The organism is Priestia sp. FW507-14D1A, assembly GCF_058781295.1.
Genome location: NZ_JBYSWQ010000002.1, coordinates 439,517 through 464,321, shown reverse-complemented (window position 1 = coordinate 464,321; position 24,805 = coordinate 439,517). Strand labels below are relative to the sequence as shown.

The following is a 24,805-nucleotide window of genomic DNA, read 5'->3' as shown; positions in this document are numbered from 1 at the left end:
ATATAATGGATATAAATTCCTTTTATGGAGAAGGAGGAGGGTGCAAATGATTTCTTTATTTGGATTAATGGGTGCTTTCTTTGTTCTGATTTTTGGTGCGTCGTATTTCTTCTATAGAAAGAACTCACCCATGCAGTACGGAATTTCACTTAGCAGCATGCTAATAAGCATATTTCTATTTCTATATAGCATATTTGGAGTTGGCGGCTTTGAAGGAATGGGTCTTGGTGCTTTAGCGGCTGCTTTGTTCTTGGCATCGGTTCTGAGCTTGTTCGTCAGCGTTCTTTTTAATATCATAAATAGACACGGGAAAGGTGCTGTATGAAATGGGAGAAATAACCTTTAGAGAAGCGGTGCGGGAAGATTTAGATCAAATTGTTGAAATGCTTGCTGATGATATGCTTGGAAGCAAACGAGAGCGCTACGAATCACCGCTTCCCGCCTGTTATGTTCAAGCATTTCAGGCAATTGATGCGGATCCAAATAATGAACTGATTGTCGCATGTAAAGATAGTGAAGTAATAGGTGTTCAACAAATAACCTTCACGCCCCACATTGCACGACAAGGCGGGTGGAGAGCAACGATTGAAGGAGTTCGAACCGCTTCGTCACAGCGCGGTAAAGGGGTTGGATATCAGCTGATTACATGGGCGATTGAACGAGCGAAAAAACGTAATTGTCAGTTGATACAATTAACAACCGATAAAGAACGGTCAGAGGCATTGCGTTTTTATCAAAAGCTCGGATTTACTGCTTCTCATGAAGGATTAAAGCTCCATTTGTAATTTGCTGTTAATGGTTGTATCCCTGTGATAAGAATTTTTTGATTAAAATGAATTTTTTAGTTTAGTTCAATTGAAACGTGGTATACAAATAGTACAGAGCCGATAGAAATTTTTCTAAGGCTACTGTGAAAGGTAAATACTTAGCTTCATGAAGGGACTGGTTTCGTTTTGGAATACTTAACAGCAACTTCAGCAAACGTATTACCTCACATGAAAAACAGATATTCTGATCTGACAATTGGCACTCTCGTTCTGAACCGATATACGTAGCGAAAGGGCCTCACAAGGGCAAATGAACATGAAATAATTAGCATGATATGAAGGGAAGAACCTGCATCAGTTTTGATGCAGGTTCTTTTTTGTGAGATGCACAATAAAACTTATATAAAGCTTCGGCAGGGATTTACATGTAAAATTTATAGGTATGGTAAACTATTCGAAATTGTATCGGCACGAAAAAGAAAGGAGGAGTTCTATGGATACACGCGAGCTCTTTTATTATATTTATCAAAAGAGTGTCACAGAGGAAAAACATTATTTACCATGGGCACTTTCTATGCTGGAGCATGAACAGGATTCTTTATCTCTTTCTATTTTAGCTTCTCTCCAACCACCTTATAATCTCTTTGAAATAGAAGATTATTTTCAGCGTACTTTAAAAGAGCTTTCCTTATTGAAACCGAGTGAACAGGAATGTACAGATTACCTGATTTATACGCGGCTTCAAACGATTGTGCAGCATGAAGAGAGGGCGCTAACAGAAGCCAATCACTTATACAACATGTTCATTGAACTCGACTGTCCGACGAAGTTAGTAGGTTGGCTTGAAATTAGTGATATGATAGATGACTATCAGTACGGAGACAATTATTTTAACATTACGGATGAAATCATACATACAACAATTATGAAAGAAGCTAAAAGCCAGCTAGAACATTACCGTAAAAAAACCTTCAAATGAATGCACTACGAAATTTCTTATAACTTATTTGACACCTAAGGTATAAAAGAGTATACTTATGTTAAACATAGTAATTATGTCGGATAAGTAGGTTATGGTGCTGTGAACAAGACTTCTACTGATAAAGAGGAGATCTAGTCCAAATCGTACAGTCCGACTTTGATGAGATGCTTTCAAGCATCTTTTTTTTGTGCAAAAAAACAGCCGCAGGGGCTGTTATAGAGCATTAATTCTTCCTTTGTAAGCATCAATCAACCGCTGGTTATGTTCATCTGAACCTTCTATGTTTCCGCTTAAAAAGACAGGAGGTGTGATGCCGAGGCTGAGCAATTTTTGGATGGCTTTAGATAAAACATCGTTTAATATAGCGCCTCCAATTACAGTAGAACCAGAAGCGAAAGAAATGTCTTGCTGATGAAGAAGAACGTCTCCTTTTGGAATGTGATTATTAATAACAAGATCCACGACATCATGAAGGTATGTTCCGCTTTTATGTCGCGAAGCCCGGCTTGTGGCATAAGAAAGAGAGGTAAGCCCGATAACAAAGGCGCCTTTTTCTTTGGCAATTAAAGCTACATCAATTGGAACGGGGTTTACGCCCGACGTAGAAATCACAATCATGATATCGCCTGGTACGATATCTTCTTTTTCCATAAAGGTATTTGCATAGTCATTTCTACGCTCTAGCTGTGAAGAGCGCGAAGCTCCTTTATGAAGCATCAGTTCTTCTACAAAAATAGGATGAATCGGTGCAAGCCCTCCGGAACGGTAAAACACTTCTTCCGTTAAAATATGAGAATGACCGCACCCAAATAAATGAATGAGGTGATGAGAAGCTAGTTGCTGTGAGATTTTCTCGGCTGCGGATTCCATTGCCTGCTGTTCATGCGCCTCCACTTTAGCAAGCAGTTTTGTTAGTTCCTGTAGATATAAACTAGACATAAAAAAACTCCTTAGTTAAGATCGTGTCATGTTAATCGTAAACTTATAGCGGTCTGCTCGGTACGAAGACTTCACCACTTCAAGCGGCGTTCCGTCTTGCAAATACGTATTTCTTTGAATCAATAAAACGGGTGAATATGAGCTGATTCCAAGATGCTTCACTTCGGTTTCAGAAGCTAAAATGGATTCTAACGTTTGATTGGCTTCACCAATTTTCAGCCCGAGCTCTTCTTCAATATAGCGATAGAGAGAGTCGTTAACAATGGATTCTGTTAAGCCTTTGACTAAGTTAGCGGATACATACACGCTTTCAAGCGCCATTGGCACGTCGTCAGCTAAACGAATACGCTTGATTTCATAAACAGGTGCATGAAGAGAAATGTGCAGCTGATCGGCAATTTTTTCTGAAGCCGCAATAATTTCAAAGCTCAGCAGCTTGCTGCTTGGTACCATTCCACGCGCTTTCATATCTTCTGTAAAACTCGTTAATCCAACGAGCTGCTGCTCCAGTTTTTTTTCAGATACGAAGGTGCCGCGGCCTTTTTGACGGTATAAATAACCGTCGTTTACTAAATTGTTAATCGCTTGGCGAACGGTCATTCTGCTGATTTCAAATCGTTCTGCAAACTCTCGTTCAGAAGGAAGCGAATCATTTGGTTTTAACTCTCCGTTTTCAATTTGTTTTTTCAACTGTTCTTCAATTTGATAATAAATCGGAAGAGGTGAGCTTTTATCAATCACTTAAGTTCTCTCCTTTATGTAAACCTCCTCATCTAAAAAAGACGAGGAGGCTATAAATTAAACCGTAGTCGATACTTTAGCTAAAGCTTCTTGGTCCGCAATAATTGTAACACAGTGATGCTTCTTTAAAATAGAAGCAGGGAAGTCTTCTGTGATTTCTCCGTTAAGCAGCTGATACATCGCTTCTGCTTTGGCTTCCCCGGAGATAAGAAGTAAAATTTCTTTACTTTTCATAATCGATTCAATTCCCATTGTAATAGCCTGAGTAGGCACTTCGTCAAGAGAATTAAAGTAGCGCGCATTCGCTTTTCGCGTTGACTCTTCTAACGTCACAATATGAGTAGGAGAGTTGAATGACGTACCAGGTTCGTTAAAGCCAATATGTCCGTTTTGGCCGATTCCAAGAATCTGAAGGTCAATGCCTTCGTGATTTTGAATCATTTCATCGTAGCGGCGGCATTCTTCTTCAGGCGTATCAGCTAGGCCGTTAGGAACGTGCGTGTTGCTTACGTCAATATCAATATGATTAAATAACGCATCTGCCATATAGTAGTGATAGCTGTTTGGGTCTTGCGGCTTCATTCCGACATATTCATCTAAGTTAAAGGAAGTCACGTGTTTGTAAGACGTGCCGTGCTCCTTATGATCTTGAATTAAACGATCATATAATCCTTTCGGCGTGCCTCCCGTTGCAAGTCCCAGATTCATATTTGGTTTTTCATGAAGTTTGCTAATCAGCATATCAGCTGCTTTTGCACTCATTTCACTGTAATTTTTCACTTGGATGATATTCATTGTTAGTCCTCCTTTTTAAAGCTCAATGTGCCTCGGCAAAATGTCATTTCAACATCTAAGTTTTCATTTAATACTACGATATCCGCATCTTTTCCAATTTTGATGCTTCCTTTTGTATCGAACAGATTAAGCTGTTTTGCTGGGTTTTCAGCAGTCATTTTTACGATGTCTTCTAATGAACAGTTCGTAAAGCTCATCGTGTTTTTAATCGCATCGTTCATCTTTAAGATGCTTCCTGCTAATGTTCCATCTGCAAGTGTAGCGGTTGTGTCATTTACGTGAACAGGCTGTCCTCCTAAATCATACGTACCGTTTTTTAGCCATTTGGCACGAAGAGAATCCGTGATAAGAATCATGCGTTCACTTGTAATTTGATCGTACGCAAGCTTGACCATTTCAGGTCGGCAGTGGATGCCGTCTGTAATCAGCTCTACAAATAATTCATCTCTCAAATACGCGGCCCCTAATACGCCCGGCTCTCTATGGTGAAGACCGCGCATGCCGTTATATAAGTGCGTAATATGAGACGCTCCTGCTTCGATGGCTTCACCAACTTGATCGTATGTGCTGTCAGAATGGCCAATAGAAGCGACGACGTGTGTTTCTTTTAAATAAGAAGTAAGCGCTAAGCCGTTTGGCTGCTCCGGAGCTAATGTAACAAGTTTAATATGTCCTCCGGCTGCTTTTTGCCACTCTTGAAACAGTGTCACATTCGGATCTTGAATGTGAGTAGGCGGCTGTGCACCCGCACGTTTCGGTGAAATAAACGGACCTTCTAAGTGAATACCAACTACTTCAGCATCCGCATCTGTTTGTTCTTCGATATAAGCGCCCGCGTTGCGAAGCGCTTTTTCAACCGCTTCATTCGACTGCGTCATAGTGGTTGCTAAAAAGCTTGTTGTACCTTCTTTTGGGAGCGTGCGCGCCATTGTTTTTAATGCTTCTGCTGTACCGTCCATCGCATCGGCATTGTTAACGCCATGAATATGCACATCAATGGCACCCGGAATAACTTTATAGGAAGGAGAAAGTTCAATTACATGGTCTTTTGGCTCACGTACGTATTGATGTATCTCTCCGATTTCAGTGATTTTTTTGTTCGTTAGTTTAATATACCCGTTTTTTAATGTCTGATTTTCACTATAAACGGTTACATTATAAATAATGATGGATGAATGTGTATCCATACATACACTCCTTTGCTCGTTGTATTGATTTAAGTGTAACGCTTTTTGGAATAGTTGTCTATACCAGTTGATTCTTTTTTGTGAACTAGAAAGTTTTGTAAGGGCTTTTAACATTGATATAGAAAGGTTTTTAAAAAGAAAATTGGTATAGACAACTATATATTTTATGTGCTAGTATGAGTCCATGCAGTAAAACCGCCGTTATGTCAGCTGATGATGTAATCATAGGCCGGGATGAATGCGGTAACTTGTCATCCGATAAATATTGTTACGAAAATCCTTGCTCGTAACATCGGGTTAAATACGTTATACAAAGGGGATAGAAACATGCTGAATTTTTTACAACGTATTGGTAAATCGCTTATGCTGCCCATCGCAGTATTACCTGCTGCGGCATTGCTTCTCCGTTTGGGTCAAAAGGACTTATTGGATATTCCGTTTATGGCTCAAGCCGGAGATGCGATTTTTGCGAATTTAGCACTACTGTTTGCACTCGGAATTGCTGTAGGGCTTTCAAAAGATGGAAGCGGTGCAGCAGCACTTGCCGGAGTGGTCGGTTATTTTGTGTTAACAAAAGGGACTGTAGCTATTGATAAAGATATTAACATGGGTGTACTCGGCGGGATTGTCTCGGGGGTGACGGCTGGTTTACTATACAATCGTTTCTCAGCCATTAAGCTGCCAGAGTGGCTCGGCTTCTTTGCAGGAAAGCGGTTTGTACCGATTATTACGTCAGTCGTTATGCTTGCGCTTGCAGGAATCTTTGGGGTTATCTGGCCGCCGATTCAAGATCAAATTAACAACTTAGGAACGTGGATTACAGGAGCAGGAGCGCTTGGTGCAGGTATATACGGATTTTTAAACCGTCTACTGATTCCAATTGGACTGCATCACGTGTTAAACAGCTTAGTATGGTTTGTATTTGGAGACTATCACGGCGTAACGGGAGATTTGAACCGCTTCTTTAAAGGCGATCCAACGGCAGGAACATTTATGTCTGGATTCTTCCCGGTTATGATGTTTGGTTTACCGGCAGCTGCGCTTGCAATGGTTGCAGCAGCTAAAAAAGAAAAACGCAAACAAGTCAGCGGTATGTTAATCGGACTTGCTGTTACTTCTTTTTTAACGGGAATTACGGAACCAATTGAATTTCTATTTATGTTCGTAGCACCGCTATTATACGTTATTCATGCCGTTTTAACAGGAATTTCGATGGCTTTAGCCGTTGCACTTGGTATTCACGCTGGATTTGGATTTTCAGCAGGGGCCATTGATTTCTTCTTAAACTACGGAATTTCACAAAAACCGCTGCTGTTAGCAGGAATTGGAATTGTGTATGCAGTCATTTACTTTGTCATTTTCTACACGCTGATCAAAGCATTAAATTTAAAAACACCGGGACGTGAAGATGATGAAGAAGTAGACACATCAAACGAAACGGTTGTGGCAACAGGCGATAAATATGTGGATATGGCGTCTTATTTTATTGAAGATTTAGGCGGAAAAGAAAACTTAACCGTAATTGATAACTGTGCGACTCGCCTTCGTTTACAAGTAGCTGATGCCGGCAACATTAACGAAGCTGCCTTAAAGCGTCACGGAGCGAGAGGAATCATGAAGCTCAGCAAAACAAATGTTCAAGTCATTGTCGGAACAGAAGTAGAGTTTGTTGCAGACGCAATGAATCAATTAGTTAAATACGGAACAGCGTCAACCGCTGCACCTGTTGAACAACAGGCTGTCCAAGCAGACGCACACACAGAGTTTGTGTTACCGTTTGAAGGCGTTGTAAAGCCGCTTAGTGAAGTAGAAGATCAAGTGTTTTCACAAAAAATGATGGGCGACGGCTTTGCGATTGAACCGATTGAAGGAACGCTCGTATCACCGATTAACGGTGAAGTCATGACCGTATTCCCAACAAAACATGCGATTGGCTTAAAAACAGCAGAAGGAATTGAAATCCTGATTCACGTTGGATTAGATACGGTGAATTTAAAAGGAGAAGGATTCGAAGCGCTTGTTCAAGAAGGGGACAGTGTTCAACAAGGAACGCCTCTTTTACAAGTGGATTTAGAGTATGTTAAAAAGCATGCACCGTCGATTGTGACACCAGTTTTATTTACCAATTTGCCAGCAGATAAAGAAGTGAAGCTGTTAAAAACAGGCTACCAAAAGCAAGGCACAAAAGACGTTATTACATTTTAATCAAAAGAGGCTGGAACAAACGTGTTTTAGTTAAAGATCCGAATGATTCATCATTCGGATCTTTTTTCTTTTCTTCATAATTGCGAGAATTTTGTGTTAAAATTTAGTGTGTTTGATACAGCTAGTGCGGAGCAGAGAGGAGTAGAGCAAATGAAAAAAGAAGCGGTATTATTTGCAGTAAAGGTGACAACATGTTTATTATAGGAGCATTAGTGAATGGATTAGCGATTGTTGTAGGAACATTAATGGGCAAGCTTGCTCACCGCATTCCTGAAAAGGTAAGCGTGACGGTGATGCAGGTGATGGGTTTATCGGTTATCACGCTCGGTCTGCAAATGGGCTTTAAAAGCCATCAGTTTTTAATTGTAATTTTGAGCTTAGCCATTGGAGCGGTTATTGGTGAGTTCATCGATTTAGATGAAAAGCTAAACCTTTTAGGTAATATGATTGAACGAAAATTTCAATCGCAGCAAAACGAAAAGCAAGCATTCAGTATTTCACAGGGCTTTGTGACAGGAACTTTAATTTTTGTTATTGGAGCGATGGCGATTGTAGGAGCATTAGACAGCGGAATACGAGGCGATCACAGCGTATTGTTTACGAAAGCGGTGATGGATGGATTTATCTCATTATTATTAACCACTACGCTTGGAATAGGCGTTATTTTCTCAGCGGTGCCCGTGTTTCTGTACGAAGGCATCATTTCGTTATTTGCTACGCAAATTAATGCGGTCGTGCCGCAAGATTTAATGAATAGTATCATTGCCGAAGTAACAGGAGTAGGCGGCGTGCTAATTTTAGCAATAGGGATTAATTTATTAGAAATTATAAAAATCAAAGTTGCTAATTTATTGCCTTCGATTTTAATTGCGGTTGTGATTGTAGTTGTGCAGCATACATATTTTTTATGAGGAAAAAGCTTGTGAGCATGACTCACAAGCTTTTTGTGTTACAGTTATTAGCTTATACGTTTTGATTTGCAAATCGTTTTGAAAGTTCGGCAAGCAGAGCAGGTTTATCGTCTCGGTGCATCATAACCTCAATAAATACGAGATGTTGGTAATTCTGTTCGGCCAATATTAAAGCTTCCTCCAGCTCTATTTCTGTACGAACTTTAAAAGTTATACTCCGGTCTTTAGGGCCTAACACACCGGGAAGCTCTTGATAATTCCACATTTGAATGTCATTATATACTTGATTTTCGCCGTGAATCGCACGTTCTACCGTATAGCCGTCATTATTAATTAGAAAAATTACCGGTTTAATATGTTGACGCAGCATAGTTGACAGCTCTTGTGCTGTCAATTGAAATGAACCGTCGCCGATAAGCAATACGTTGCGTCGGTTTTTGTCGGCAAGCTGTGATCCTAAAAGAGCAGGGAGTGTGTAGCCGATAGATCCCCAAAGCGGCTGGCCGATAAATGTTGTGTCTTTTGGCAGCGGCATGGTTGCTGCTCCGAAAAAAGATGTTCCTTGTTCCGCCAACAGTACATCATTTTCATGAAGGAAAGCAGCAATTCGTTCAAAGAACCTTTCTTGCGTTATCTCGGTTTCAGCTGCAGTATATGATTTAGCAGCCATCTGTGAAGTGAGAGAAAGAATATCCAAATCTTCCGCTTTTCTTTTTGTAATTGCACTGCTTAATGCGTGTAAAGAATCAATCATTGTAGCAGGTGCATATTTTGTGCTGTTGAACTGAACGGAAAATGGGTGAATATGAATAACATTGTCCTTTGAAAATTGGTGAGAAAATCCGCCTGTTATTGAATCCGTTAATTTTACTCCAACGCTGATGATGCAATCTGATTGATCTATACGTTTTTGCACATAAGAAGAACTTAAATCTCCGTTGTAAACACCGATAAACTGAGGGTGTGCTTCATTAAAAGCACTCTTTCCCATACTTAATGTTGCAACAGGAAAACCGGTTTTCTCAGCGAATTGCAGCAAAGCTTTCTGTGCTCCGTATCGAGTTACTTCAAAGTCTGCCAGTATAACGGGTCTTTTGGCTGAATTGATTCTTTCGGGAACGTCTACTATCATTTGTTTCAATGTTTCTTCGTTACTTAAAATGGCACTGTCTAATAATGAGTTGGAGGGTTTGCTAATAGGCTTATCATATACGTCGGTTGGCAAATTAATGTGAACAGGCCTTTTGTCAGTCCAGCATGTAAGAAGTACGCGGTCAATTTCTTGAGCTGCATTTTCCTGTGTAAGGAACGTTTGAGCTACAGTTACTTCTTTATACATAGTTGAAAAATGATCGAACTTTCCGTTTCCAAGCGTATGGTGAACGTACAAACCATTATCCATTACATTTGTTGTAGGAGTTCCCGTAATTTTAACGACGGGTACACGTTCAGCGTAAGATCCTGCAATACCGTTAACAGCACTTAATTCACCGACACCAAATGTTGTAATGAGCGCGGCCATTCCATTAACTCTTGCATAGCCGTCAGCAGCATAAGCTGCATTTAACTCATTACAATTTCCGACCCATTCTATTTCTTTATGATCAATGACTTCATCTAAAAAAGATAAATTATAATCGCCAGGTACACCAAACATATGGTGAACACCTAATTCGGCTAAACGATCTAATAAATAATGTCCGATCGTATAGTTGCTACTCATACTTCATCACCTCAAAATAATATGTCAATATAGTTGACTTAAATACAGTGTAGAAGAATAAGTGTTTTTAGTCAAGTATATTGACCTTTAGTGCTATAAGTTCAGAATATAGTATACTGATAAGAAGATACTCAGAGCGTAGAGAAAGCAGGTGACATAAATGGACGAAAATAAGAAGCAGCAAATGAATGATGTGCTGGCTTTATTTTATTTTGCCTATAAAACGTTTACGGAGGAGCCGGATCAGATTATTCAAAAGTATGGAATTCAGCGCGTTCATCATCGTATTTTATTTTTCATTGCGAGGTTTCCAGGACTTAGTGTGAACGAGCTGTTGGCATTGCTAGAAGTCACAAAACAAGCGCTGCACGGTCCAATGAAAAAATTGGTTGAAAAAGAATTAATGATTAGTGAAGAAGCAGCGCATGATCGTCGAGTAAAGCAGCTGTTTTTGACGGATGAAGGACGGGAATTAGAAAAAGAATTAAGTAATCGACAGCGTGAGCAGTTATCGGCTATTTTTTCTGAAGCTGGTGAAGGTCATGAACAAGCGTGGTTCGATATTATGGAAAAACTATCAAAAACTCGTTCCGGCTATGAAGCATGGAATATAAAAAAAGAAAATAAGTAAGGAGAAACTAGAGATATGAAAGACAATCAACAGATTACAGCTCTTATTGCTGCACAAGTGGAGAAGTTAGCACATCAATTTGGCTATGATTTTTTATCTGAAAAACAAGGGAATCAAACGCTTTGTCAAATTCTTCAGCGAGATGAAGATGGATCTATTTTGGCGACGCCGCTTAGTTTTCATTTACATATGAATGAAGACAAAGGGACAGGAGATATTATTTACTACCATGAACAAGGAGAATTTAAGCGTCAGCAGGTTAATGTATATGAAGAAAACAGCCTTGTGAACGTGTTGTTATTTATCCAAGAGCGCTTAAAAGTCAATCGATAGAAGCGAGTTTCCTAACATATGCAAGAAAAAAAGCAGGGAGTTAGTTCCCTGCTTTTTTCTATGAATTGATATAGCGCAATCCTACGCGGTTATTAAAAATTTGGTTGTGATTTTTGAAGACAAAAGCACCTGCTGCGTGATCAATTACCAGCTCATTGTCGTACACTTCTTCCATGTCGTCATCAACAATAAATTCTAAGTCTTCAACCGTTACAACTTTTTCATAGGGTTGAAGGCTGCGCTTTGAGATGATCTTCATTTCATAAATCGTATTAACAATATCGCAGCTTCCTCGATCAAAAGAAAGCTGAATCATTTGATTTTGTTCTACGTTCCGCAACGCTTCTTTTGCAGAAGGAGTGACGCGTATATTCATAATGATATCCTCCTTTTTCTATCCTCAAATTAAATTGTGTAAAATGTATTTAGGAATACTTTACTCGATTTTTACATCACCGGCAAGAAAAAAGCTTTCTTATATATTATTTCCCTTTCGAAATGGAACAAAACGCTGCTTTTTTATCATCTTTTCATAAAGGCGTACATAGATATCACCTGTATGTGATTAAAGGAAAAAGAATCGACTATAGAAAAACGCCGATTCGTAATTCTTAGGTGTAAATGCTTAAAAATAGGAATATATTGTAATAAAATAAGAAGTTAAGTCATTTACCTATTTTAATAGTTATTGAGATAGTTTTGAATAATTGGTTTTATTTTCAATATATTGGGTACTTAAGTAGAGTACTTTGCACACGATATTGCACCGAAAGACATCGGTTTATCGGACTAATTATTGTCTTATTTTGTCGAAGTAGTAGAATTTATGGAAACCATTCCTTATCATGTACAAAGTGACTAACAAAATACATAGGAGGTTCTGGTGTAGATGAGTGAGAAAGATCAAAACAGAACAACAGACGAAACAGCGGCTTCGCTAGAAACAGCGCCCGCTCCCAAAAAAGCGCCGGCTAAATGGATTATCATTTTAGCAGCTTTAATTGTGATTATTGGAGGAGCAATTACATTTGCTACGATATTTAAAAAATCTCCTAAGCAATTATACTTAATTTCTGAAGTAAATACGTATCAAAAAGCAGCTGATGAATTAGAAACAAAGTACAGTGAAACGATGGCTTATCAGGAAAAAGCGATGAAGCAGCCTTCTACTACAAATGCTACTATCAAAGGCGGCTTTAACATGGATTCACTTTCATATGATCCAAGCTTTAAAATGATTCAAGACCTTATCAGTAAAGCTGAAATTAAAATTAAAGCGGAACAAGATCCGAAAAAAAGTGAAGGATACGGTTCACTGGCTCTTAATATCGGCGGTTCAAAAGCGCTTGATCTAGAAGGTTTTCAAACGAAAGAAAGAATAGGCTTTAAAGCTCCGATTCTAGCAAATGAATATTTCTATTTAAACTTAGACGAATATGGGCAGGTAGCGCGTAAGTTCGATCCTTCTTATTCAGGTCCTGAAACGCTTGATATTAACACAAGCAACGTAAGTTTAGAAGACTTAAAGTTAACGGAAAAAGAAAAGACTTACATTGCAAAAGAGTACGGAACGTTCATTTATGATCAGCTAGACAGCGATTATTTTACAAAAGAAAAAAATGTGGATTATAAAACAAATGGCAAAACGCTTCAGTTAACAAGTGTGACGCTTAACATGTCTGATAAAGAAACAAAACAATTTATGGATAAGCTTATTGCGAAGGTAGCAAAAGATGACAAGCTTCATACCATCTATGCAAACCACGTATCTAAGCTGTTTAAATCTTCGGCAGCAACGAATCCAGAATTAAAAGATATGGCAGATCCAAAAGAATTGAAAAAATCAGTAAAAGAAAGTCTTCAAGACTTCCAAAAAGAAGCAAAAGATACGACTTACCCTGGCGGTGTTAAATCAACTGTGTACGTTCAAGATGATGTTGTGGTAGCTCGCGATATGGACATGGGTGTAAAAAATGCTTCTAACGATAAAGGCAAACTTAACGTAGTGACTAAAAATATTCCGTATGAAGATAACAAAACGGCTAAGCAGTTTAAAGCAGTTCTAACTGATAGCACTACCGATGATGCGTTTACGTTTGATATGAAAAATGACGTAACAACGGAAAGTGAAAAACGAAAAGAAAACATGTCTATTCATTTGTTAACAAAAGATTCAAAAGATGAAGACACGAATATGACGTTTAAAATGGATTCAGTAATCAATGGTAAAACCGATGCGAAACAAACGGCTGACCGTACTTTCTCTTTAGACTTAGGTGATCAAGAAGATCTAGTAGTAAACGGGGAAGTAAAGCAGAATCAAGCAATAAGTGCTTCAAAAGGAAAAGCAGATTATTCGTTTGATATTCGTACAAAAATAGGACCAAAAGCAGATCCGGCAAACGTTACGTTAAAAATTGACTCTGCTTCTCAATTAAAAAAATCAGCAGCTATTCCAGAGCTTGACGCATCTAATGCGACAAACGTAAAAGATGTAACGCCTGAAGATATGCTGTCAATTCAAGAAAATTTCGCTAAAAATGTTCAAGGTCTCATGATGAATATGGGAACAGCTGGTTACTAAAAGGTGCAAAGCAGATGAAGATATATTTCTCTTTGACTCTTTTTACATGTAAAGCTCTATTGAAAAATATAAAATCTCTCATACTGCTAATAATGATCCCTGCTCTGTTTTTACTTGGAGCAGGGATCATTATTAGTCAGACCATGCAAGGTGAGGAGAGAGTAAATCGGTTCCCCGTGGCAATTGTGGATAAAGATGATACTGCACAAACGAAGTACGTCATCGAACAGCTGACTGAAGGTAAGCTTCGCAAGATCATGAAGCCTCTTTACACGAATGAACAGAAAGCTAAACAGCTGCTGCAGCAAAATAAAGTGGCAGCCATTGTGACGCTGCCAAAAGGTTTTAGTCATGATATTGCTCATGGAAAAAATCAGCCTTTACACGTCATTGGAAATAGCAATAAGCCGCTTCAGTCACAGCTCTTTCGCTATGTGATGGAAAGTGCAGCCGACTACACATCAGCTGCTCAAAGCGGTATTAATACGGTTGATACCTTTTTAGAAAAAGAAAATGTTTCCGATAAAAATAGACGCGCAGAGTTTAAGAAAAGCTTGGTGACGTTTGGGCTTCACGTGTTAGATCGAGGAAGTTTATTTGATGAACAAATAGAAACGAGTTTCTTTCAGCAGGATATGAAGCAATATTACGTCCTGTCTTTTGCTGCTTTGCTGCTTATGATTTGGAGCTACGGCGGCTGGCTGCTTGCTAGTGAAACGCTGACTTCTCCCGTGCTGGCTCGAATGAAAACAAGAGGTGTATCATTTGTCCATATTTATTTAGCGCAGCTGACAGCTCTGTATGTTCTTTTGCTACCCGTATCCGTCGTTTTGTTTGGAAGCCTTCTTAAAGGATTGAAACTTCCTGTAACCGGTACGTACGGAGAGCTTTTTTTAGGGGTAAGCGGAATTTTGTTTGCTTTTTTATGTTTGTTTTTACTGCTTCGGGTTCTTTTTTTATCACAAAAAGCTTATCAAATAACCGGTTTGCTGTTTATTTTGCTGAGTGCGATTTTAAACGGACATGTTGTGCCGGTCGTCTATTTACCGGACTGGGCGAGTGGTTTCCAGAAATGGTCACTCAACACCCGTGTCTTGGAGCTGTTATTTTATGAGTTTGATGGATATAACACAAACGAAGCTTTTCTTCACCTTAAGCCTATTCTCATTACGGCAGCAGGAAGTTTTGTTCTTGCTGTTGGCTACGTGATGACTTTGCAAAGGCGGTGGAGAAAATGATCAGTGAAAAAATAAAGCAGCTGCTGAAGCGCCCTATGCTTGTTATTATGATTTTCTTTTTACCTTTAATAGGAACGATTATTAGCAGCTCGTTTTTAGCAAAAGTACAAAGTGATTCGAAAATACCTGTTGCTCTTGTCGATCAAGATCACAGCAAAATGTCTAAACAAGTGATGGATCGACTACAGAAAACAACAGAAATTCAGTTTCTTTCTCTGAACGAAGAACAAGCGAGAAAGCAGCTGGCAAAAAATAAAATTGACAGCATTTTTATGTTTCCTAACGGATTTCAACAAGAAGTAGAAGCGGGGAATTATCAAGGGGGCATTGATTTGCTCATGCTGCCTTCTTCCGTTGCCACAGAAGCGGTTCGAGAAGTTGTGGCGAGTGAAGTGACAAGGTTAACGACAAATGTTAAAGCGGCAAATGAAGTGCGTTTTTTATATAAAGTCTATAACATTCATGCAGAACCGGATTTATGGAAAGAAGCGTATCGTTATACTGATAACCAGTGGAAGCCAAAGCCGCTGATGACAATTGATTACGAGGCGCAAGGAACGAAGCCTACGAAGCAAGGGAACGTTCAAATGACCGGATACGTGCCGCTATGGGGATTCTTTACGCTTTTACTTTGCTGCATCACATCAGATTGGATGATTAAAGAGCGGAAGCACCTTTTCAAACGAATGAAAACGATGCAAAAAGGACTTTACGGTTATATTCGAAGCGTCAGCGCCGCTTATGCTGTGCTATACGTGCTTCAAGCTCTCATAAGCTTTACTCTATTTAAATGGCTTTATGGAGTAGAGTCTTACGGTGTGCTGCTGTATATGTGTATCTATGTGATTGTGTGCGTTGCTTTTAGCACGTGGCTTGCAAGTGAAAGTAAGCGAGTTGGATCTTATTATATGATCAGCGTTGTTATGGTCACAGGACTCAGTATAATAGGAGGGAGCTTTTTCCCGGTAGGAGAGCTTTCTGCAACGATTGAAAGAATAAGTCAGTGGCTTCCGCAGCATCTGCTTCTGTATCAGCATGCACTGCCGCTTACGTTCATTTGGAAAGAGATAGCTGTTTCCATTGCATGTATATGTTTGTGCGCGTTTAAACTAGTGTGGAATGTGAGGAGCATCAAATGATTGAAATTAACAATGTTAGCAAAACATACGGAAAAAAACGGTCGTTAGCAAATGTTACGCTGACCGTAGAAAGTGGAGAAGTCATTGGTCTTTTAGGACCAAACGGCGCTGGTAAGTCGACGCTTCTGTCTATTTTGTCTACTATTACGGCTCCTTCAAGCGGGAAGGTCACGATTGGAGGCTTATCGCTTAAGAAAAATCAAAAAGCGATTCGAGAAGTCATTGGCTACGTTCCACAAGACATAGCGCTGTGGGAAGAGCTTAGCGTAAAAGAAAACATGAAAATGTGGAGTAAAATGACTTCACGCTCTCTGTCGAATGAACAGCTTCAGTCTCTTTGCTCAGCTGTTCAGCTCGAAGGAAGATGGAAGGAAAAAGTGAAAAATTTATCAGGAGGCATGAAGCGAAAGCTCAACATAGCCGTTTCACTTATTCATGAACCGTCCGTTTTGTTAATGGACGAGCCGACGGTCGGAATTGATTTGCAGTCCAAGCTTGAGATCATTCGTTATATTAAACAGCTGGCGGCAAAAGGAAAGACGATTATCTATATTACCCATGATTTGAATGAAACCTTAGATGTGTGTCATCGGTTTGCGGTCTTAAAGGAAGGAAAGCTGGAATTTGTCGGCACGATGGACCAAGCGAAGGAAAAGACTGGGGAAGAGGCAGAAGAGAACGTTGTGTATAAGCTGCTGCATGATTAAAGTACAACAATAATAAAAAAAGAGCCGCTTCTTTATGAAACGGCTCTTTTTATTATGCTTGTGTAACTTCTTGTTCTGGTGAATGACTTTCAGGCTGCACGCGTTCTTCTTCAGGAAGGGCACGTACTTCTACTTCTTTCATTTGGTGACCGTCCATTTCTTTTGCGATAAACTCGTATCCGAAAAGTTTGAACGATTCGCTTTCCTGGATATCGATATTTTGCATTAGCATCCAGCCGCCAATTGTATCGATATCGTCGTTTTCAATTTCGATATGAAGCACTTCGTTGACTTCTTCAAGCAGTACTTTTGAGTTAAAGACAAAATGCTGATCGCTTATTTTTTGAACAAGCGGCTTTTCATCTGTATCAAACTCATCTCGAATTTCTCCAACGATTTCTTCTAAAATATCTTCAACGGTAACGATACCAGCCGTACCGCCGTACTCGTCAATCAACACAGCCATATGCGTACGTTTCTTTTGCATCGAGCGCAGTAGGTCTTGAATCGCTACGGTTTCAATTACTTGAATAATAGGATTCATATAAAGCTTCACGCTTTGCTTTTTTAACGCATCGTTAATTACGACATCGTTTAGAATCTCTTTGACGTTGACTAAGCCGATAATGTTATCTTTGTCTCCGTCAACGGTAACAGGGTAGCGAGTGTAGCGATCTTCTACAGCAAGCTTTAAGAAATCTTCAATGCTGTCGTCTTCAGAAACAGCTGAAATTTCTGTTCTTGGTACCATGATTTCGCGAGCAACACGGTTATCGAATTCGAAAATGTTGTTCACGTACTTATATTCAGACTGGTTAATTTCCCCGCCTTTAAAACTTTCTGATAAAATAATGCGCAGCTCTTCTTCACTGTGCGCAAGTTCATGCTCTGAAGCTGGCTTTAATCCAAACATTCCAGTTAATAAACGGGCAGAACCATTTAGTAACCAAATGAAGGGGAACATAATTTTATAGAATAAAATTAACGGACGAGCAAACAATAACGTAACTGTTTCAGCTTTTTGAATCGCAAATGTTTTTGGCGCTAATTCACCAACGACTACGTGAACAAACGTTACAAGCGCAAATGCGATAATGAATGAAAGAATATGTGTTAAAGATGCAGCAACACCCATTTTTTCAAACAGGGGTTCTACAATCTTTGCAACAGTCGGTTCTCCTAACCAACCGAGTCCTAAAGCAGTAATCGTAATACCAAGCTGACACGCAGATAAATATTCATCTAAGTGTGTCGTCACGGTTTTAACCGCATTCGCTCCTTTTTTTCCTTCAGCAACAAGTTGATCTACCCGTGAACTACGAAGCTTCACAATTGCAAACTCTGAAGCAACGAAAAAAGCAGTGAGTACAATTAAAATCGCAAAAATAATTAAGTTAATGGTTATCAATGAATATACTTACTTTATAATGCTATAAAGTAAGTAAACACCTCCTGTAAATAATAAATTTACGACAGCAGCAGCAGTAAAGAGTGCAAAAGAGTGACGCTTTCTGGTGAGAGCCGATTCATCATTACTTTTCGATCTTCTTCATTCAGCTTTTCCATAAGCGGTGCAACTTCTTTTAAACTGTCGTTTAGTACGTAAAATTTGGATGCTAATTCGTCTTTGGAGTGGCTATTCTCGGATTGCTCTATAGAAAATAGAGAAGAAATCTCTTCAAGAGAACGGCCTTCGCTTTTTAATTTTTCAATTAAGTAAAGACGTTTCAGCGCTTCTTCGTTATAAAAGCGATAGTTAGAAGCAGAGCGTTCTGCTTTTAACAAACCAATGTTGGTATAATAGTCAACCGTGCGTTTCGTTACATGTGCCATCTCTGCAAGTTCGCCAATTTTGTATGTCGCAACCCCATCAGAATACCACCTCCTTTAACTATGTCAACCATCACGTGATGGTTTTTATCTGCGTAACTATTTATCTTTTATCCTATCGTAATTAAGTATACGCGCGTAAGATCAAAAAGTTTCATTTTTTTATTAGCATTCAGTATATCTCAAAATAAGGTAGTTTGACAAAGATTTTATAAAAAAACTCGCTTATATTAAGCGAGTTTTTTAGTAGGATGACGTACGATAATGTGCATGCGTTCATACACATATTGAATACGTTCAGTATATTCTATGAACTCAGGGCTCATTGGAGATAGCTGATCAGCAATACGGTGCATAATAGCAGCTTCTTCTTTTAACGAATCTAAATTTTGAGTTCGGTCAATTCTTGCTTTAAATGTTAACGAAATCATGTTATTCACCTCGTTGTTATGTTACTCGTTATGAGGCGCTATGTCCGTGACTTTTATCACTCTCGTCAAAGGTGATAACGTAATTATTTGATGTTTGCCGGCATTTTGTGTAGGATGATTAGAAAAGGGTTTTTATGGGAGAATGAAATGAATTTAAAACGAATGCACCACGTAGCCATTATAGGAAGTAATTATGAACGTTCAAAAGCTTTTTATGTAAATGTGTTAGGATGCAAGATTATAGAAGAAACATATAGAAAAGAAAGAGATTCATATAAGCTAGATTTAGAAGTAGCTCCTGGCTATCAAATTGAGTTGTTCTCGTTTCCAAATCCGCCACAGCGTCCTTCAAGGCCTGAAGCGTGCGGCTTACGACATTTAGCTTTTGCGGTTGAAAGCGTAGAGGATTCTAAGCGTGAACTAGAGCAGCAAGGGATTGATGTGGAACCTATTAGGGTAGATGAACTAACGGGAAAAAAATTCACTTTTTTTGCTGATCCAGACGGGTTACCGCTAGAGCTTTATGAAGAGAAAGAGGGGGAATAAGGAGTATGTGCAATTATTTATTTGTATACGGAACGCTTCTTGAAGGAGAAGGTAATCACGGATTGCTGCATCATGCGCGCCCTATTGCCAAGCAGGCAAAAACGAAAGGGAAATTATATGACACAAAGCAAGGCTATCCTATGCTCGATATCGACAGTGAACATATTGTATACGGAGAAGTATATGAAGTGACCGATCAGCTTATGTGGAAGGCTCTTGATGAATTAGAAGGATACATTCATGAAGGTCATAAAGACAATGAATATGATAAAGTTGTGCAAACGGTTGAAACGGACCAAGGTGAATTTGAAGCCGTTGTGTATGTGGCAAGCGATCGTTCGCTGCTGCACGAATTTATCCCGAGCGGAAACTGGCGCGTGTGGAAAGAAGATTTATTAGAAGGTATGCTGTATTTCGCTTACGGTTCATGTATGGATAACGATCGTTTTATTAAGCACGGGGTGGATCAGCATTTCCAAGACTGTCTCGGCAGAGCTGTTTTCAATGGCTATACGCTTCGATATAACCACGTTATTCATGACGGAGGACGTGCAGACATGGTTGAAGAAGGCGGAGTCGTTGAAGGCAAACTGTACCGCGTGCCGCCTGAAGCCATTACGTACCTGTATGGCAGAGAAGGCGTAGATAATAACGGCTATCGTCCTGCTATTATTTCTGTCGAGCATGAAGGTAAGATGGTGGATCATGTTCTTACTTTTTTTGTGTTAAATAAAGAAAAAGAAGTTGCACCTCCGGATCACTATTCGACTGAAATTATTCGAGGAGCAACAGGTGTACTCAGCGAAGAATATGTTCAGAAGCTAATAGAACAAGTCCATGCGCTAAAAAATAGCGATGTTGTAAATAACTAATGTAAAAAGAAGCAGGAACAAAAATAGTTTAGTTGAAGAAAGCTCCGAACGAGTAATCGTGCGGAGCTTTTCATTGTTATGGTGAACGAAGAATTGCACGGAAATCAATAGCGATGTAACAAGCAGTCCAGCTCATGTATCCCCATTTGTTCATCTTAAGATTGGATTGATTGTGTTATGTTCTCTGTTGTATTAGCTAAAGGCAACAGAGAACTCTGTTTGAAATACACCGTCTTTTGATAAACGGTTGATGCCTAATTTTTCTTTGAAATTTCCGTTGTGATCATGCGTATCTGCAATTCCAAACCAAGGTTCGATGCAAAGAAAAGGAGCGATTGTATGATTTTCTGCATCATACTTTGACCAAATACCGACATACGGGAAATCATTAAACTGAACGTTAATTTGATTTTCATTAACCGCAGATTTAATCGTAATTCCGTCAATATGGCTAAAAATTAACGCATCATTTGCAAATAAATCTGCGCTTAGCGGCAGCTGATGCACATTTTCTGCAGCTCCTTTTTCATGAATAAGAGCGTCTTTTAATATAAATTCCTTCGGCGTAGTTTCAGAAGGCTCTATTTCTAAAAAGTAATCAGAAATCTGCTCGTTTTCACGTAACGGAATACGAAAAGCAGGGTGGGCTCCAATTGAAAAATACATATCGTCTTTATCTTCATTCACTACTTTCCACTGAAAAGTTAATCGGTTATTTTCCAGACGGTAGCTGATTTCAACTGAACATTCAAACGGATATACGTCTTTAAAACGGCCGTTTGTAGCAAATTGCAGCCGTGCCGTTTCGTTTGTTTGTTCGATCACGCTAAAAGCAGAATCACGTAAAAAACCGTGCTGCGGCAAAGAGTATTCGCGCTGATCAACGGTATACTGATCATTTTTTAATCTGCCCACAATCGGAAACAATACGGGCGATACTCGTCCCCAATAAGCGGGGTCGCCGCTCCACATAAACTGCAGGTCTTTTTCTTTATGAAATACTTCTACAACTTCCGCTCCTTTTTCTTGAATGCTGACTTTCATTTGGTTATTTTCTAGTACAATCATTACAACATCTCCCAAATCATTCTTGTACGCTCGAGCAGCCTCAACCGTACTGGCTTTGCCTATATTATACCCTTCTTGGCAAAAAAGGTATTAATTTCCCTATTTTTGTTCAAATTAATATAGAAAAAGGAGGGTTCAAATATGAATCATGCAACATTATTGCTCATTAAATTTGCAGCGGCACTTATTGCGTTTGGTATAGGCCTTGATTTGTTTTTTGATGCAACCATCGGAGATATTATTTCTTTTAGCTTGCTAACGACAGTTGTGACATATTTAGTAGTGGATCGAATTGTACTGCCTCGAGTGGGCAACCGTGATGCCATTATTGTTGAATTTGTTCTAACCTATATGAGCGTATGGATTTTTGGAACATTGTTATTAGACAGCTACGTTCAAATTGCTTGGGGAAGTATTATTTCTGCAGCTATTATTACATTTGCCGAGGTTTTTGTTCACCGCTACTTATTCAACCATATTGAAACGAAACATACGGCGAGAACGCGTCCCGCTTTTAAGCGAAAACTAGCGTATGACACAGAATTTGCAGAAGAACAGCATGTAGAAAACAAGGAAAATCCAAAATAAAAAGAAAGCTCACTTTTGAGCTTTCTTTTTTATGTGTTAATGCATAAAAGTCATTTCCTTTAAAGGCCAGTATTTCATATTGACTTCTCCCATGATCGAAGAAATCGGAGTGAGGCCAAAATGCCTGCCATCTCGGCTGATACGTCTGTTGTCACCTAGCACTAATACGTATCCATCCGGTATCGTGCCGTCTGGAGACAGTTCGTACGTGGAAAAATTTTCAGTGAATCGCTCGTAAGCAGGAACTTTGGATAAATATTTATGGAGATGCGGCTCTTTTTTGACTTTGTTATTTATATACAGAACATCATCTTTGTATTCGACCGTTTCTCCTGGTAAGCCCACGATACGCTTTACTAGAAAATCACTGCTGTAGGGAGCTTGCAAAACGACAATGTCAAAGCGCTCCAGCTTGCTGTGTTTGTTAATAATAATTCGATTGCCTTCGTGCAAAATAGGCTTCATAGAATCGCCTTTTACAGTGTAGGGCTGAAACCAATAGTGCTGAACGACAACAGAAAGCAAAACGGTGCCGAGGATGACGCTTGTGTATGTAAGAATTTCACGCTTTATTTTTTTATTGACCATAATGGATGAACACCTTCTTAACGGTAAGACTGTCAATTTAAGTTTTTCATAGAGATATAACAGTGTTGATTGTACCATTCAGAACTAAAGTTTTCCATATCTATCTATTTATGCGTATATGCCAAAAATATGCTGGGCGGAACAAAAAATGAAAAGAGCCGCTATTCTCTAGAATAACGGCTCTTCTTTATTATAACTGAGCACGCTCAGTTCGAGTAGCTGGTTGATTTGGTTCTTCTTCCACAACAGGCTCAATAGGCTTATGCTGCTTGACTTCTTCTTCCAGCTCAGCAATTCGCTTGTTTTTCTGTTTCACTTGTCCTCTTAGTTGAACAATTTTCACAAAGCTCAATGAAGCAGCAACAACTCCTCCAAACACGGCCGTTGTTAAGATAATTAAAATAAGAGGCCATTTTTGTGAACCAAATACATAGTTAAATTGTACAGGATCGTTGTTAATTACAGCTAAAACAGCAATGATAAGAGCAAATATAAGTCCTAAAATAAAAAAGCTCTGTCCTTTCATAAGCTGCACTTCCTTTCTTTACATGGTCATTACAACTTTTATAGCGTAACCACTCATCTTAAGTGTTTGCTATCTTGCTTATAGGTATACGTATCCACATTTAAACAAAATCAAACATTTTCTTGATTATATATATCTTTCTTTCAAAACACAATATATCGATTGGTGTAGAAACTTTGACATGTCCAAAGACCTGGTATGTCGAACTTTTGGAATAAAGAGCTCGCGTATCCTTTTTTGCTTAAGCAGAGGGAGAGACTGGCATTTAACTCATATATGCACAAAGAGACCTTTATCTATTAAAGGTCTCACTGTTAATAAAGGGGTATAAACACAAGATGAAAATCAGTCCAGAAGCTAAGACTTTGGCTTAATTGCATTAAACTATTTCATTATCTATCGCCCGGAGCAGGATGGTCTACACCTTTGACATGATGCCGATGCTGTTTGTCTTCGCTGGTATAAAAGTCATAATAGTGAACATGCATACCGTTGCCAATGGGAATAGCGGGACCAGAGTAGGCTTTGTAATGATGTGTATGTCCGTCTTCAAAAACAACATAGCCTTCTGTATAGTGAATGTGGCTTCCATCCTCGCTTTGAATTGGAGGAGACGTTACATCGAGGCACTGATGGACGTGTCCTGACGCAACAGAAGTGTAGTCCACTGAGCCATGATTATGATGAGGAACAAACCCTGAAATAAAATCATCCTTGCCTATTTTTTTCATTTTACTTCCCCCTATAAATTCAATTTAAAAAAACTGCTTAAGTAAATTTTTAAAATGGCATCTAAATTTCTCTGTTTAGTTAAATTCAAAAATACATGCTATTGATATGAATAAAGAAAAATAAATATGACTTTTGATAATCAGGATTTATAAAATGGGTAGTTTTCCTGTGTGTTTGCCGTTTCTACTTGATAACTTTCACATATATTTATTAAGGTAGGACAAGTTATTACAAGAGAGGAAGTCAGCATAATGAGTTGGGAAAATAAAAAGAGTCTATGTCAGGAGTTTGCGAGAATTCTAGGTGGACAAGGCAGTTTAGATGAAAATGGCGTTTGTTTAGTACAAAAATTTCGGACAATTCGTTTTAAAATTTTAGGGCGTCCAACACGCTCTCCGTTAGTTACTCCTCAATTTTTTACTTTTGAAGATTTAGATAGCAAGGGAAGAGCGCTAAATCTAGGTGAAACCGTGCTTTTGCAAGAAGAGGTAAATCCATTATTAACGGAGCTTAGAAAAAGAGATATTAAGGTTACGGCCGTTCACAACCATTGGCTATTTGAAGAGCCGAGAGCAATGTATATGCATTTTGAATCCGTAGAACCACCGTTAGATTTTGCACGAAAAGTAAGAGAAGCGTTTAGAGTATTAAAAGGATAAGAAGCAGTTTTTTATAGAATCAGTTTATTCTTACTTACTGCTTTTAAAATTAGATTAATAAAACTTTAAACATGTATATTATA

General features: G+C 39.0%; 28 protein-coding genes. 15 read left to right on the top strand and 13 right to left on the bottom strand.

Features of this window, described 5'->3' with window-relative positions:
* Positions 1-46: 46 nt before the first annotated feature.
* From AC3WJG_RS10825 to AC3WJG_RS10815, 3 genes are all read left to right on the top strand, one after another.
* Complete coding sequence (locus AC3WJG_RS10825) at positions 47-325, top strand: YesK family protein (RefSeq protein ID WP_337133477.1); 279 nt, start codon at positions 47-49, stop codon at positions 323-325.
* A gap of 1 nt (position 326) precedes the next feature.
* Positions 327-785, top strand: coding sequence for a GNAT family N-acetyltransferase (locus tag AC3WJG_RS10820; RefSeq protein WP_337050976.1), 459 nt, complete (start codon positions 327-329; stop codon positions 783-785).
* 475 nt (positions 786-1,260) lie between these two features.
* Entirely contained in the window at positions 1,261-1,746 is a 486-nt protein-coding gene (locus tag AC3WJG_RS10815; protein WP_328249283.1) for a hypothetical protein, read from the top strand.
* 216 nt (positions 1,747-1,962) lie between these two features.
* Here AC3WJG_RS10815 and AC3WJG_RS10810 read toward each other — a convergent pair whose 3' ends face one another.
* From AC3WJG_RS10810 to nagA, 4 genes are read right to left on the bottom strand one after another with little or no spacing between them, the layout of a single operon-like run.
* Positions 1,963-2,688 (bottom strand): SIS domain-containing protein, encoded by a 726-nt coding sequence (locus AC3WJG_RS10810; protein ID WP_337133475.1) that lies wholly within the window; start codon positions 2,686-2,688, stop codon positions 1,963-1,965.
* A gap of 15 nt (positions 2,689-2,703) precedes the next feature.
* Positions 2,704-3,429, bottom strand: coding sequence for a GntR family transcriptional regulator (locus AC3WJG_RS10805; RefSeq protein WP_028407832.1), 726 nt, complete (start codon positions 3,427-3,429; stop codon positions 2,704-2,706).
* A 57-nt stretch (positions 3,430-3,486) separates the two neighbouring features.
* Complete coding sequence (gene nagB, locus AC3WJG_RS10800) at positions 3,487-4,224, bottom strand: glucosamine-6-phosphate deaminase (protein ID WP_114324297.1); 738 nt, start codon at positions 4,222-4,224, stop codon at positions 3,487-3,489.
* Positions 4,225-4,226: 2 nt separating this feature from the next.
* Positions 4,227-5,411: an N-acetylglucosamine-6-phosphate deacetylase gene (gene nagA, locus AC3WJG_RS10795; protein ID WP_337133473.1), complete on the bottom strand. Its 1,185-nt coding sequence runs from the start codon at positions 5,409-5,411 to the stop codon at positions 4,227-4,229.
* A gap of 327 nt (positions 5,412-5,738) precedes the next feature.
* On the opposite strand from nagA, the gene nagE reads away from it, so the two are divergent.
* Positions 5,739-7,616, top strand: coding sequence for an N-acetylglucosamine-specific PTS transporter subunit IIBC (gene nagE, locus AC3WJG_RS10790; RefSeq protein ID WP_337133472.1), 1,878 nt, complete (start codon positions 5,739-5,741; stop codon positions 7,614-7,616).
* A gap of 191 nt (positions 7,617-7,807) precedes the next feature.
* Entirely contained in the window at positions 7,808-8,527 is a 720-nt protein-coding gene (locus AC3WJG_RS10785) for a DUF554 domain-containing protein (protein WP_013055884.1), read from the top strand.
* A gap of 52 nt (positions 8,528-8,579) precedes the next feature.
* On the opposite strand, the gene AC3WJG_RS10780 is transcribed toward AC3WJG_RS10785, so the two are convergent.
* The gene (locus AC3WJG_RS10780) at positions 8,580-10,250 is read right to left on the bottom strand and encodes an alpha-keto acid decarboxylase family protein (protein ID WP_328249291.1); all 1,671 of its coding nucleotides are present in this window, start codon (positions 10,248-10,250) and stop codon (positions 8,580-8,582) included.
* Between the two features lie 160 nt (positions 10,251-10,410).
* Here AC3WJG_RS10780 and AC3WJG_RS10775 point away from each other — a divergent pair, with 160 nt between their 5' ends.
* Both AC3WJG_RS10775 and AC3WJG_RS10770 read left to right on the top strand, forming a co-directional pair.
* Positions 10,411-10,881, top strand: coding sequence for a MarR family winged helix-turn-helix transcriptional regulator (locus tag AC3WJG_RS10775; RefSeq protein WP_029325046.1), 471 nt, complete (start codon positions 10,411-10,413; stop codon positions 10,879-10,881).
* A 15-nt stretch (positions 10,882-10,896) separates the two neighbouring features.
* A complete protein-coding gene (locus tag AC3WJG_RS10770; RefSeq protein WP_328249293.1) occupies positions 10,897-11,214 on the top strand; it encodes a hypothetical protein in 318 nt (105 codons plus the stop codon).
* A gap of 58 nt (positions 11,215-11,272) precedes the next feature.
* Here AC3WJG_RS10770 and AC3WJG_RS10765 read toward each other — a convergent pair whose 3' ends face one another.
* Entirely contained in the window at positions 11,273-11,590 is a 318-nt protein-coding gene (locus AC3WJG_RS10765; protein WP_057241684.1) for an iron-sulfur cluster biosynthesis family protein, read from the bottom strand.
* A gap of 513 nt (positions 11,591-12,103) precedes the next feature.
* On the opposite strand from AC3WJG_RS10765, the gene AC3WJG_RS10760 reads away from it, so the two are divergent.
* From AC3WJG_RS10760 to AC3WJG_RS10745, 4 genes are read left to right on the top strand one after another with little or no spacing between them, the layout of a single operon-like run.
* Positions 12,104-13,798 carry a DUF6583 family protein gene (locus tag AC3WJG_RS10760; protein ID WP_337133469.1) on the top strand — a complete coding sequence of 565 codons (1,695 nt, stop codon included), beginning with the start codon at positions 12,104-12,106 and terminating at the stop codon, positions 13,796-13,798.
* Positions 13,799-13,812: 14 nt separating this feature from the next.
* A complete protein-coding gene (locus AC3WJG_RS10755) occupies positions 13,813-15,036 on the top strand; it encodes an ABC transporter permease (protein ID WP_337133468.1) in 1,224 nt (407 codons plus the stop codon).
* Positions 15,033-16,175, top strand: a complete 1,143-nt coding sequence (locus AC3WJG_RS10750) for an ABC transporter permease (protein WP_492588214.1) — start codon at positions 15,033-15,035, stop codon at positions 16,173-16,175. Before AC3WJG_RS10755 ends, AC3WJG_RS10750 begins: the two co-directional genes overlap by 4 nt.
* On the top strand, positions 16,172-16,882 hold the full coding sequence (locus AC3WJG_RS10745; RefSeq protein ID WP_337133466.1) for an ABC transporter ATP-binding protein: 711 nt from the start codon (positions 16,172-16,174) through the stop codon (positions 16,880-16,882). Before AC3WJG_RS10750 ends, AC3WJG_RS10745 begins: the two co-directional genes overlap by 4 nt.
* A gap of 52 nt (positions 16,883-16,934) precedes the next feature.
* Here AC3WJG_RS10745 and AC3WJG_RS10740 read toward each other — a convergent pair whose 3' ends face one another.
* The 3 genes from AC3WJG_RS10740 to AC3WJG_RS10730 form a co-directional block, all read right to left on the bottom strand.
* Positions 16,935-18,290 (bottom strand): hemolysin family protein, encoded by a 1,356-nt coding sequence (locus tag AC3WJG_RS10740; RefSeq protein ID WP_013082163.1) that lies wholly within the window; start codon positions 18,288-18,290, stop codon positions 16,935-16,937.
* 59 nt (positions 18,291-18,349) lie between these two features.
* Positions 18,350-18,715: a MerR family transcriptional regulator gene (locus tag AC3WJG_RS10735; RefSeq protein ID WP_013055894.1), complete on the bottom strand. Its 366-nt coding sequence runs from the start codon at positions 18,713-18,715 to the stop codon at positions 18,350-18,352.
* Between the two features lie 227 nt (positions 18,716-18,942).
* Positions 18,943-19,143, bottom strand: a complete 201-nt coding sequence (locus AC3WJG_RS10730) for a hypothetical protein (protein WP_029325051.1) — start codon at positions 19,141-19,143, stop codon at positions 18,943-18,945.
* A gap of 147 nt (positions 19,144-19,290) precedes the next feature.
* Between AC3WJG_RS10730 and gloA2 the strand changes: the two genes are divergently transcribed.
* The gene (gene gloA2, locus AC3WJG_RS10725; protein WP_014461134.1) at positions 19,291-19,689 is read left to right on the top strand and encodes an SMU1112c/YaeR family gloxylase I-like metalloprotein; all 399 of its coding nucleotides are present in this window, start codon (positions 19,291-19,293) and stop codon (positions 19,687-19,689) included.
* Positions 19,690-19,694: 5 nt separating this feature from the next.
* The gene (locus tag AC3WJG_RS10720; RefSeq protein ID WP_337133463.1) at positions 19,695-20,561 is read left to right on the top strand and encodes a gamma-glutamylcyclotransferase family protein; all 867 of its coding nucleotides are present in this window, start codon (positions 19,695-19,697) and stop codon (positions 20,559-20,561) included.
* A 192-nt stretch (positions 20,562-20,753) separates the two neighbouring features.
* On the opposite strand, the gene AC3WJG_RS10715 is transcribed toward AC3WJG_RS10720, so the two are convergent.
* Entirely contained in the window at positions 20,754-21,629 is an 876-nt protein-coding gene (locus AC3WJG_RS10715) for an aldose 1-epimerase family protein (protein ID WP_060746683.1), read from the bottom strand.
* Positions 21,630-21,770: 141 nt separating this feature from the next.
* Between AC3WJG_RS10715 and AC3WJG_RS10710 the strand changes: the two genes are divergently transcribed.
* Positions 21,771-22,217, top strand: coding sequence for a YndM family protein (locus AC3WJG_RS10710; protein ID WP_016763336.1), 447 nt, complete (start codon positions 21,771-21,773; stop codon positions 22,215-22,217).
* A gap of 36 nt (positions 22,218-22,253) precedes the next feature.
* Here the strand turns inward: AC3WJG_RS10710 and lepB are convergent, their stop codons facing one another.
* The 3 genes from lepB to AC3WJG_RS10695 form a co-directional block, all read right to left on the bottom strand.
* Entirely contained in the window at positions 22,254-22,805 is a 552-nt protein-coding gene (lepB, locus tag AC3WJG_RS10705) for a signal peptidase I (RefSeq protein WP_013055900.1), read from the bottom strand.
* A 190-nt stretch (positions 22,806-22,995) separates the two neighbouring features.
* Entirely contained in the window at positions 22,996-23,331 is a 336-nt protein-coding gene (locus AC3WJG_RS10700; protein WP_102813748.1) for a LapA family protein, read from the bottom strand.
* Positions 23,332-23,723: 392 nt separating this feature from the next.
* Positions 23,724-24,062 carry a YmaF family protein gene (locus tag AC3WJG_RS10695; RefSeq protein WP_337133462.1) on the bottom strand — a complete coding sequence of 113 codons (339 nt, stop codon included), beginning with the start codon at positions 24,060-24,062 and terminating at the stop codon, positions 23,724-23,726.
* A 252-nt stretch (positions 24,063-24,314) separates the two neighbouring features.
* On the opposite strand from AC3WJG_RS10695, the gene AC3WJG_RS10690 reads away from it, so the two are divergent.
* Positions 24,315-24,722 (top strand): DUF1259 domain-containing protein, encoded by a 408-nt coding sequence (locus AC3WJG_RS10690; RefSeq protein WP_016763340.1) that lies wholly within the window; start codon positions 24,315-24,317, stop codon positions 24,720-24,722.
* Positions 24,723-24,805: the final 83 nt, after the last annotated feature.

Excerpts from the sequence above, each read along its gene's own strand:
- AC3WJG_RS10785 (WP_013055884.1), top strand. The coding sequence starts at position 7,808 with ATGTTTATTATAGGAGCATTAGTGAATGGATTAGCGATTGTTGTAGGA.
- nagA (WP_337133473.1), bottom strand. The coding sequence starts at position 5,411 with ATGGATACACATTCATCCATCATTATTTATAATGTAACCGTTTATAGT.
- AC3WJG_RS10710 (WP_016763336.1), top strand. The coding sequence starts at position 21,771 with ATGAATCATGCAACATTATTGCTCATTAAATTTGCAGCGGCACTTATT.
- AC3WJG_RS10720 (WP_337133463.1), top strand. The coding sequence starts at position 19,695 with ATGTGCAATTATTTATTTGTATACGGAACGCTTCTTGAAGGAGAAGGT.
- AC3WJG_RS10690 (WP_016763340.1), top strand. The coding sequence starts at position 24,315 with ATGAGTTGGGAAAATAAAAAGAGTCTATGTCAGGAGTTTGCGAGAATT.
- AC3WJG_RS10735 (WP_013055894.1), bottom strand. The coding sequence starts at position 18,715 with ATGGCACATGTAACGAAACGCACGGTTGACTATTATACCAACATTGGT.
- AC3WJG_RS10745 (WP_337133466.1), top strand. The coding sequence starts at position 16,172 with ATGATTGAAATTAACAATGTTAGCAAAACATACGGAAAAAAACGGTCG.
- AC3WJG_RS10770 (WP_328249293.1), top strand. The coding sequence starts at position 10,897 with ATGAAAGACAATCAACAGATTACAGCTCTTATTGCTGCACAAGTGGAG.
- AC3WJG_RS10700 (WP_102813748.1), bottom strand. The coding sequence starts at position 23,331 with ATGAAAGGACAGAGCTTTTTTATTTTAGGACTTATATTTGCTCTTATC.
- AC3WJG_RS10750 (WP_492588214.1), top strand. The coding sequence starts at position 15,033 with ATGATCAGTGAAAAAATAAAGCAGCTGCTGAAGCGCCCTATGCTTGTT.
- lepB (WP_013055900.1), bottom strand. The coding sequence starts at position 22,805 with ATGGTCAATAAAAAAATAAAGCGTGAAATTCTTACATACACAAGCGTC.
- AC3WJG_RS10755 (WP_337133468.1), top strand. The coding sequence starts at position 13,813 with ATGAAGATATATTTCTCTTTGACTCTTTTTACATGTAAAGCTCTATTG.
- AC3WJG_RS10715 (WP_060746683.1), bottom strand. The coding sequence starts at position 21,629 with ATGATTGTACTAGAAAATAACCAAATGAAAGTCAGCATTCAAGAAAAA.
- AC3WJG_RS10730 (WP_029325051.1), bottom strand. The coding sequence starts at position 19,143 with ATGATTTCGTTAACATTTAAAGCAAGAATTGACCGAACTCAAAATTTA.
- AC3WJG_RS10695 (WP_337133462.1), bottom strand. The coding sequence starts at position 24,062 with ATGAAAAAAATAGGCAAGGATGATTTTATTTCAGGGTTTGTTCCTCAT.
- AC3WJG_RS10780 (WP_328249291.1), bottom strand. The coding sequence starts at position 10,250 with ATGAGTAGCAACTATACGATCGGACATTATTTATTAGATCGTTTAGCC.
- AC3WJG_RS10815 (WP_328249283.1), top strand. The coding sequence starts at position 1,261 with ATGGATACACGCGAGCTCTTTTATTATATTTATCAAAAGAGTGTCACA.
- AC3WJG_RS10820 (WP_337050976.1), top strand. The coding sequence starts at position 327 with ATGGGAGAAATAACCTTTAGAGAAGCGGTGCGGGAAGATTTAGATCAA.
- nagE (WP_337133472.1), top strand. The coding sequence starts at position 5,739 with ATGCTGAATTTTTTACAACGTATTGGTAAATCGCTTATGCTGCCCATC.
- AC3WJG_RS10760 (WP_337133469.1), top strand. The coding sequence starts at position 12,104 with ATGAGTGAGAAAGATCAAAACAGAACAACAGACGAAACAGCGGCTTCG.
- AC3WJG_RS10765 (WP_057241684.1), bottom strand. The coding sequence starts at position 11,590 with ATGAATATACGCGTCACTCCTTCTGCAAAAGAAGCGTTGCGGAACGTA.
- AC3WJG_RS10775 (WP_029325046.1), top strand. The coding sequence starts at position 10,411 with ATGGACGAAAATAAGAAGCAGCAAATGAATGATGTGCTGGCTTTATTT.
- AC3WJG_RS10825 (WP_337133477.1), top strand. The coding sequence starts at position 47 with ATGATTTCTTTATTTGGATTAATGGGTGCTTTCTTTGTTCTGATTTTT.
- AC3WJG_RS10810 (WP_337133475.1), bottom strand. The coding sequence starts at position 2,688 with ATGTCTAGTTTATATCTACAGGAACTAACAAAACTGCTTGCTAAAGTG.
- gloA2 (WP_014461134.1), top strand. The coding sequence starts at position 19,291 with ATGAATTTAAAACGAATGCACCACGTAGCCATTATAGGAAGTAATTAT.
- nagB (WP_114324297.1), bottom strand. The coding sequence starts at position 4,224 with ATGAATATCATCCAAGTGAAAAATTACAGTGAAATGAGTGCAAAAGCA.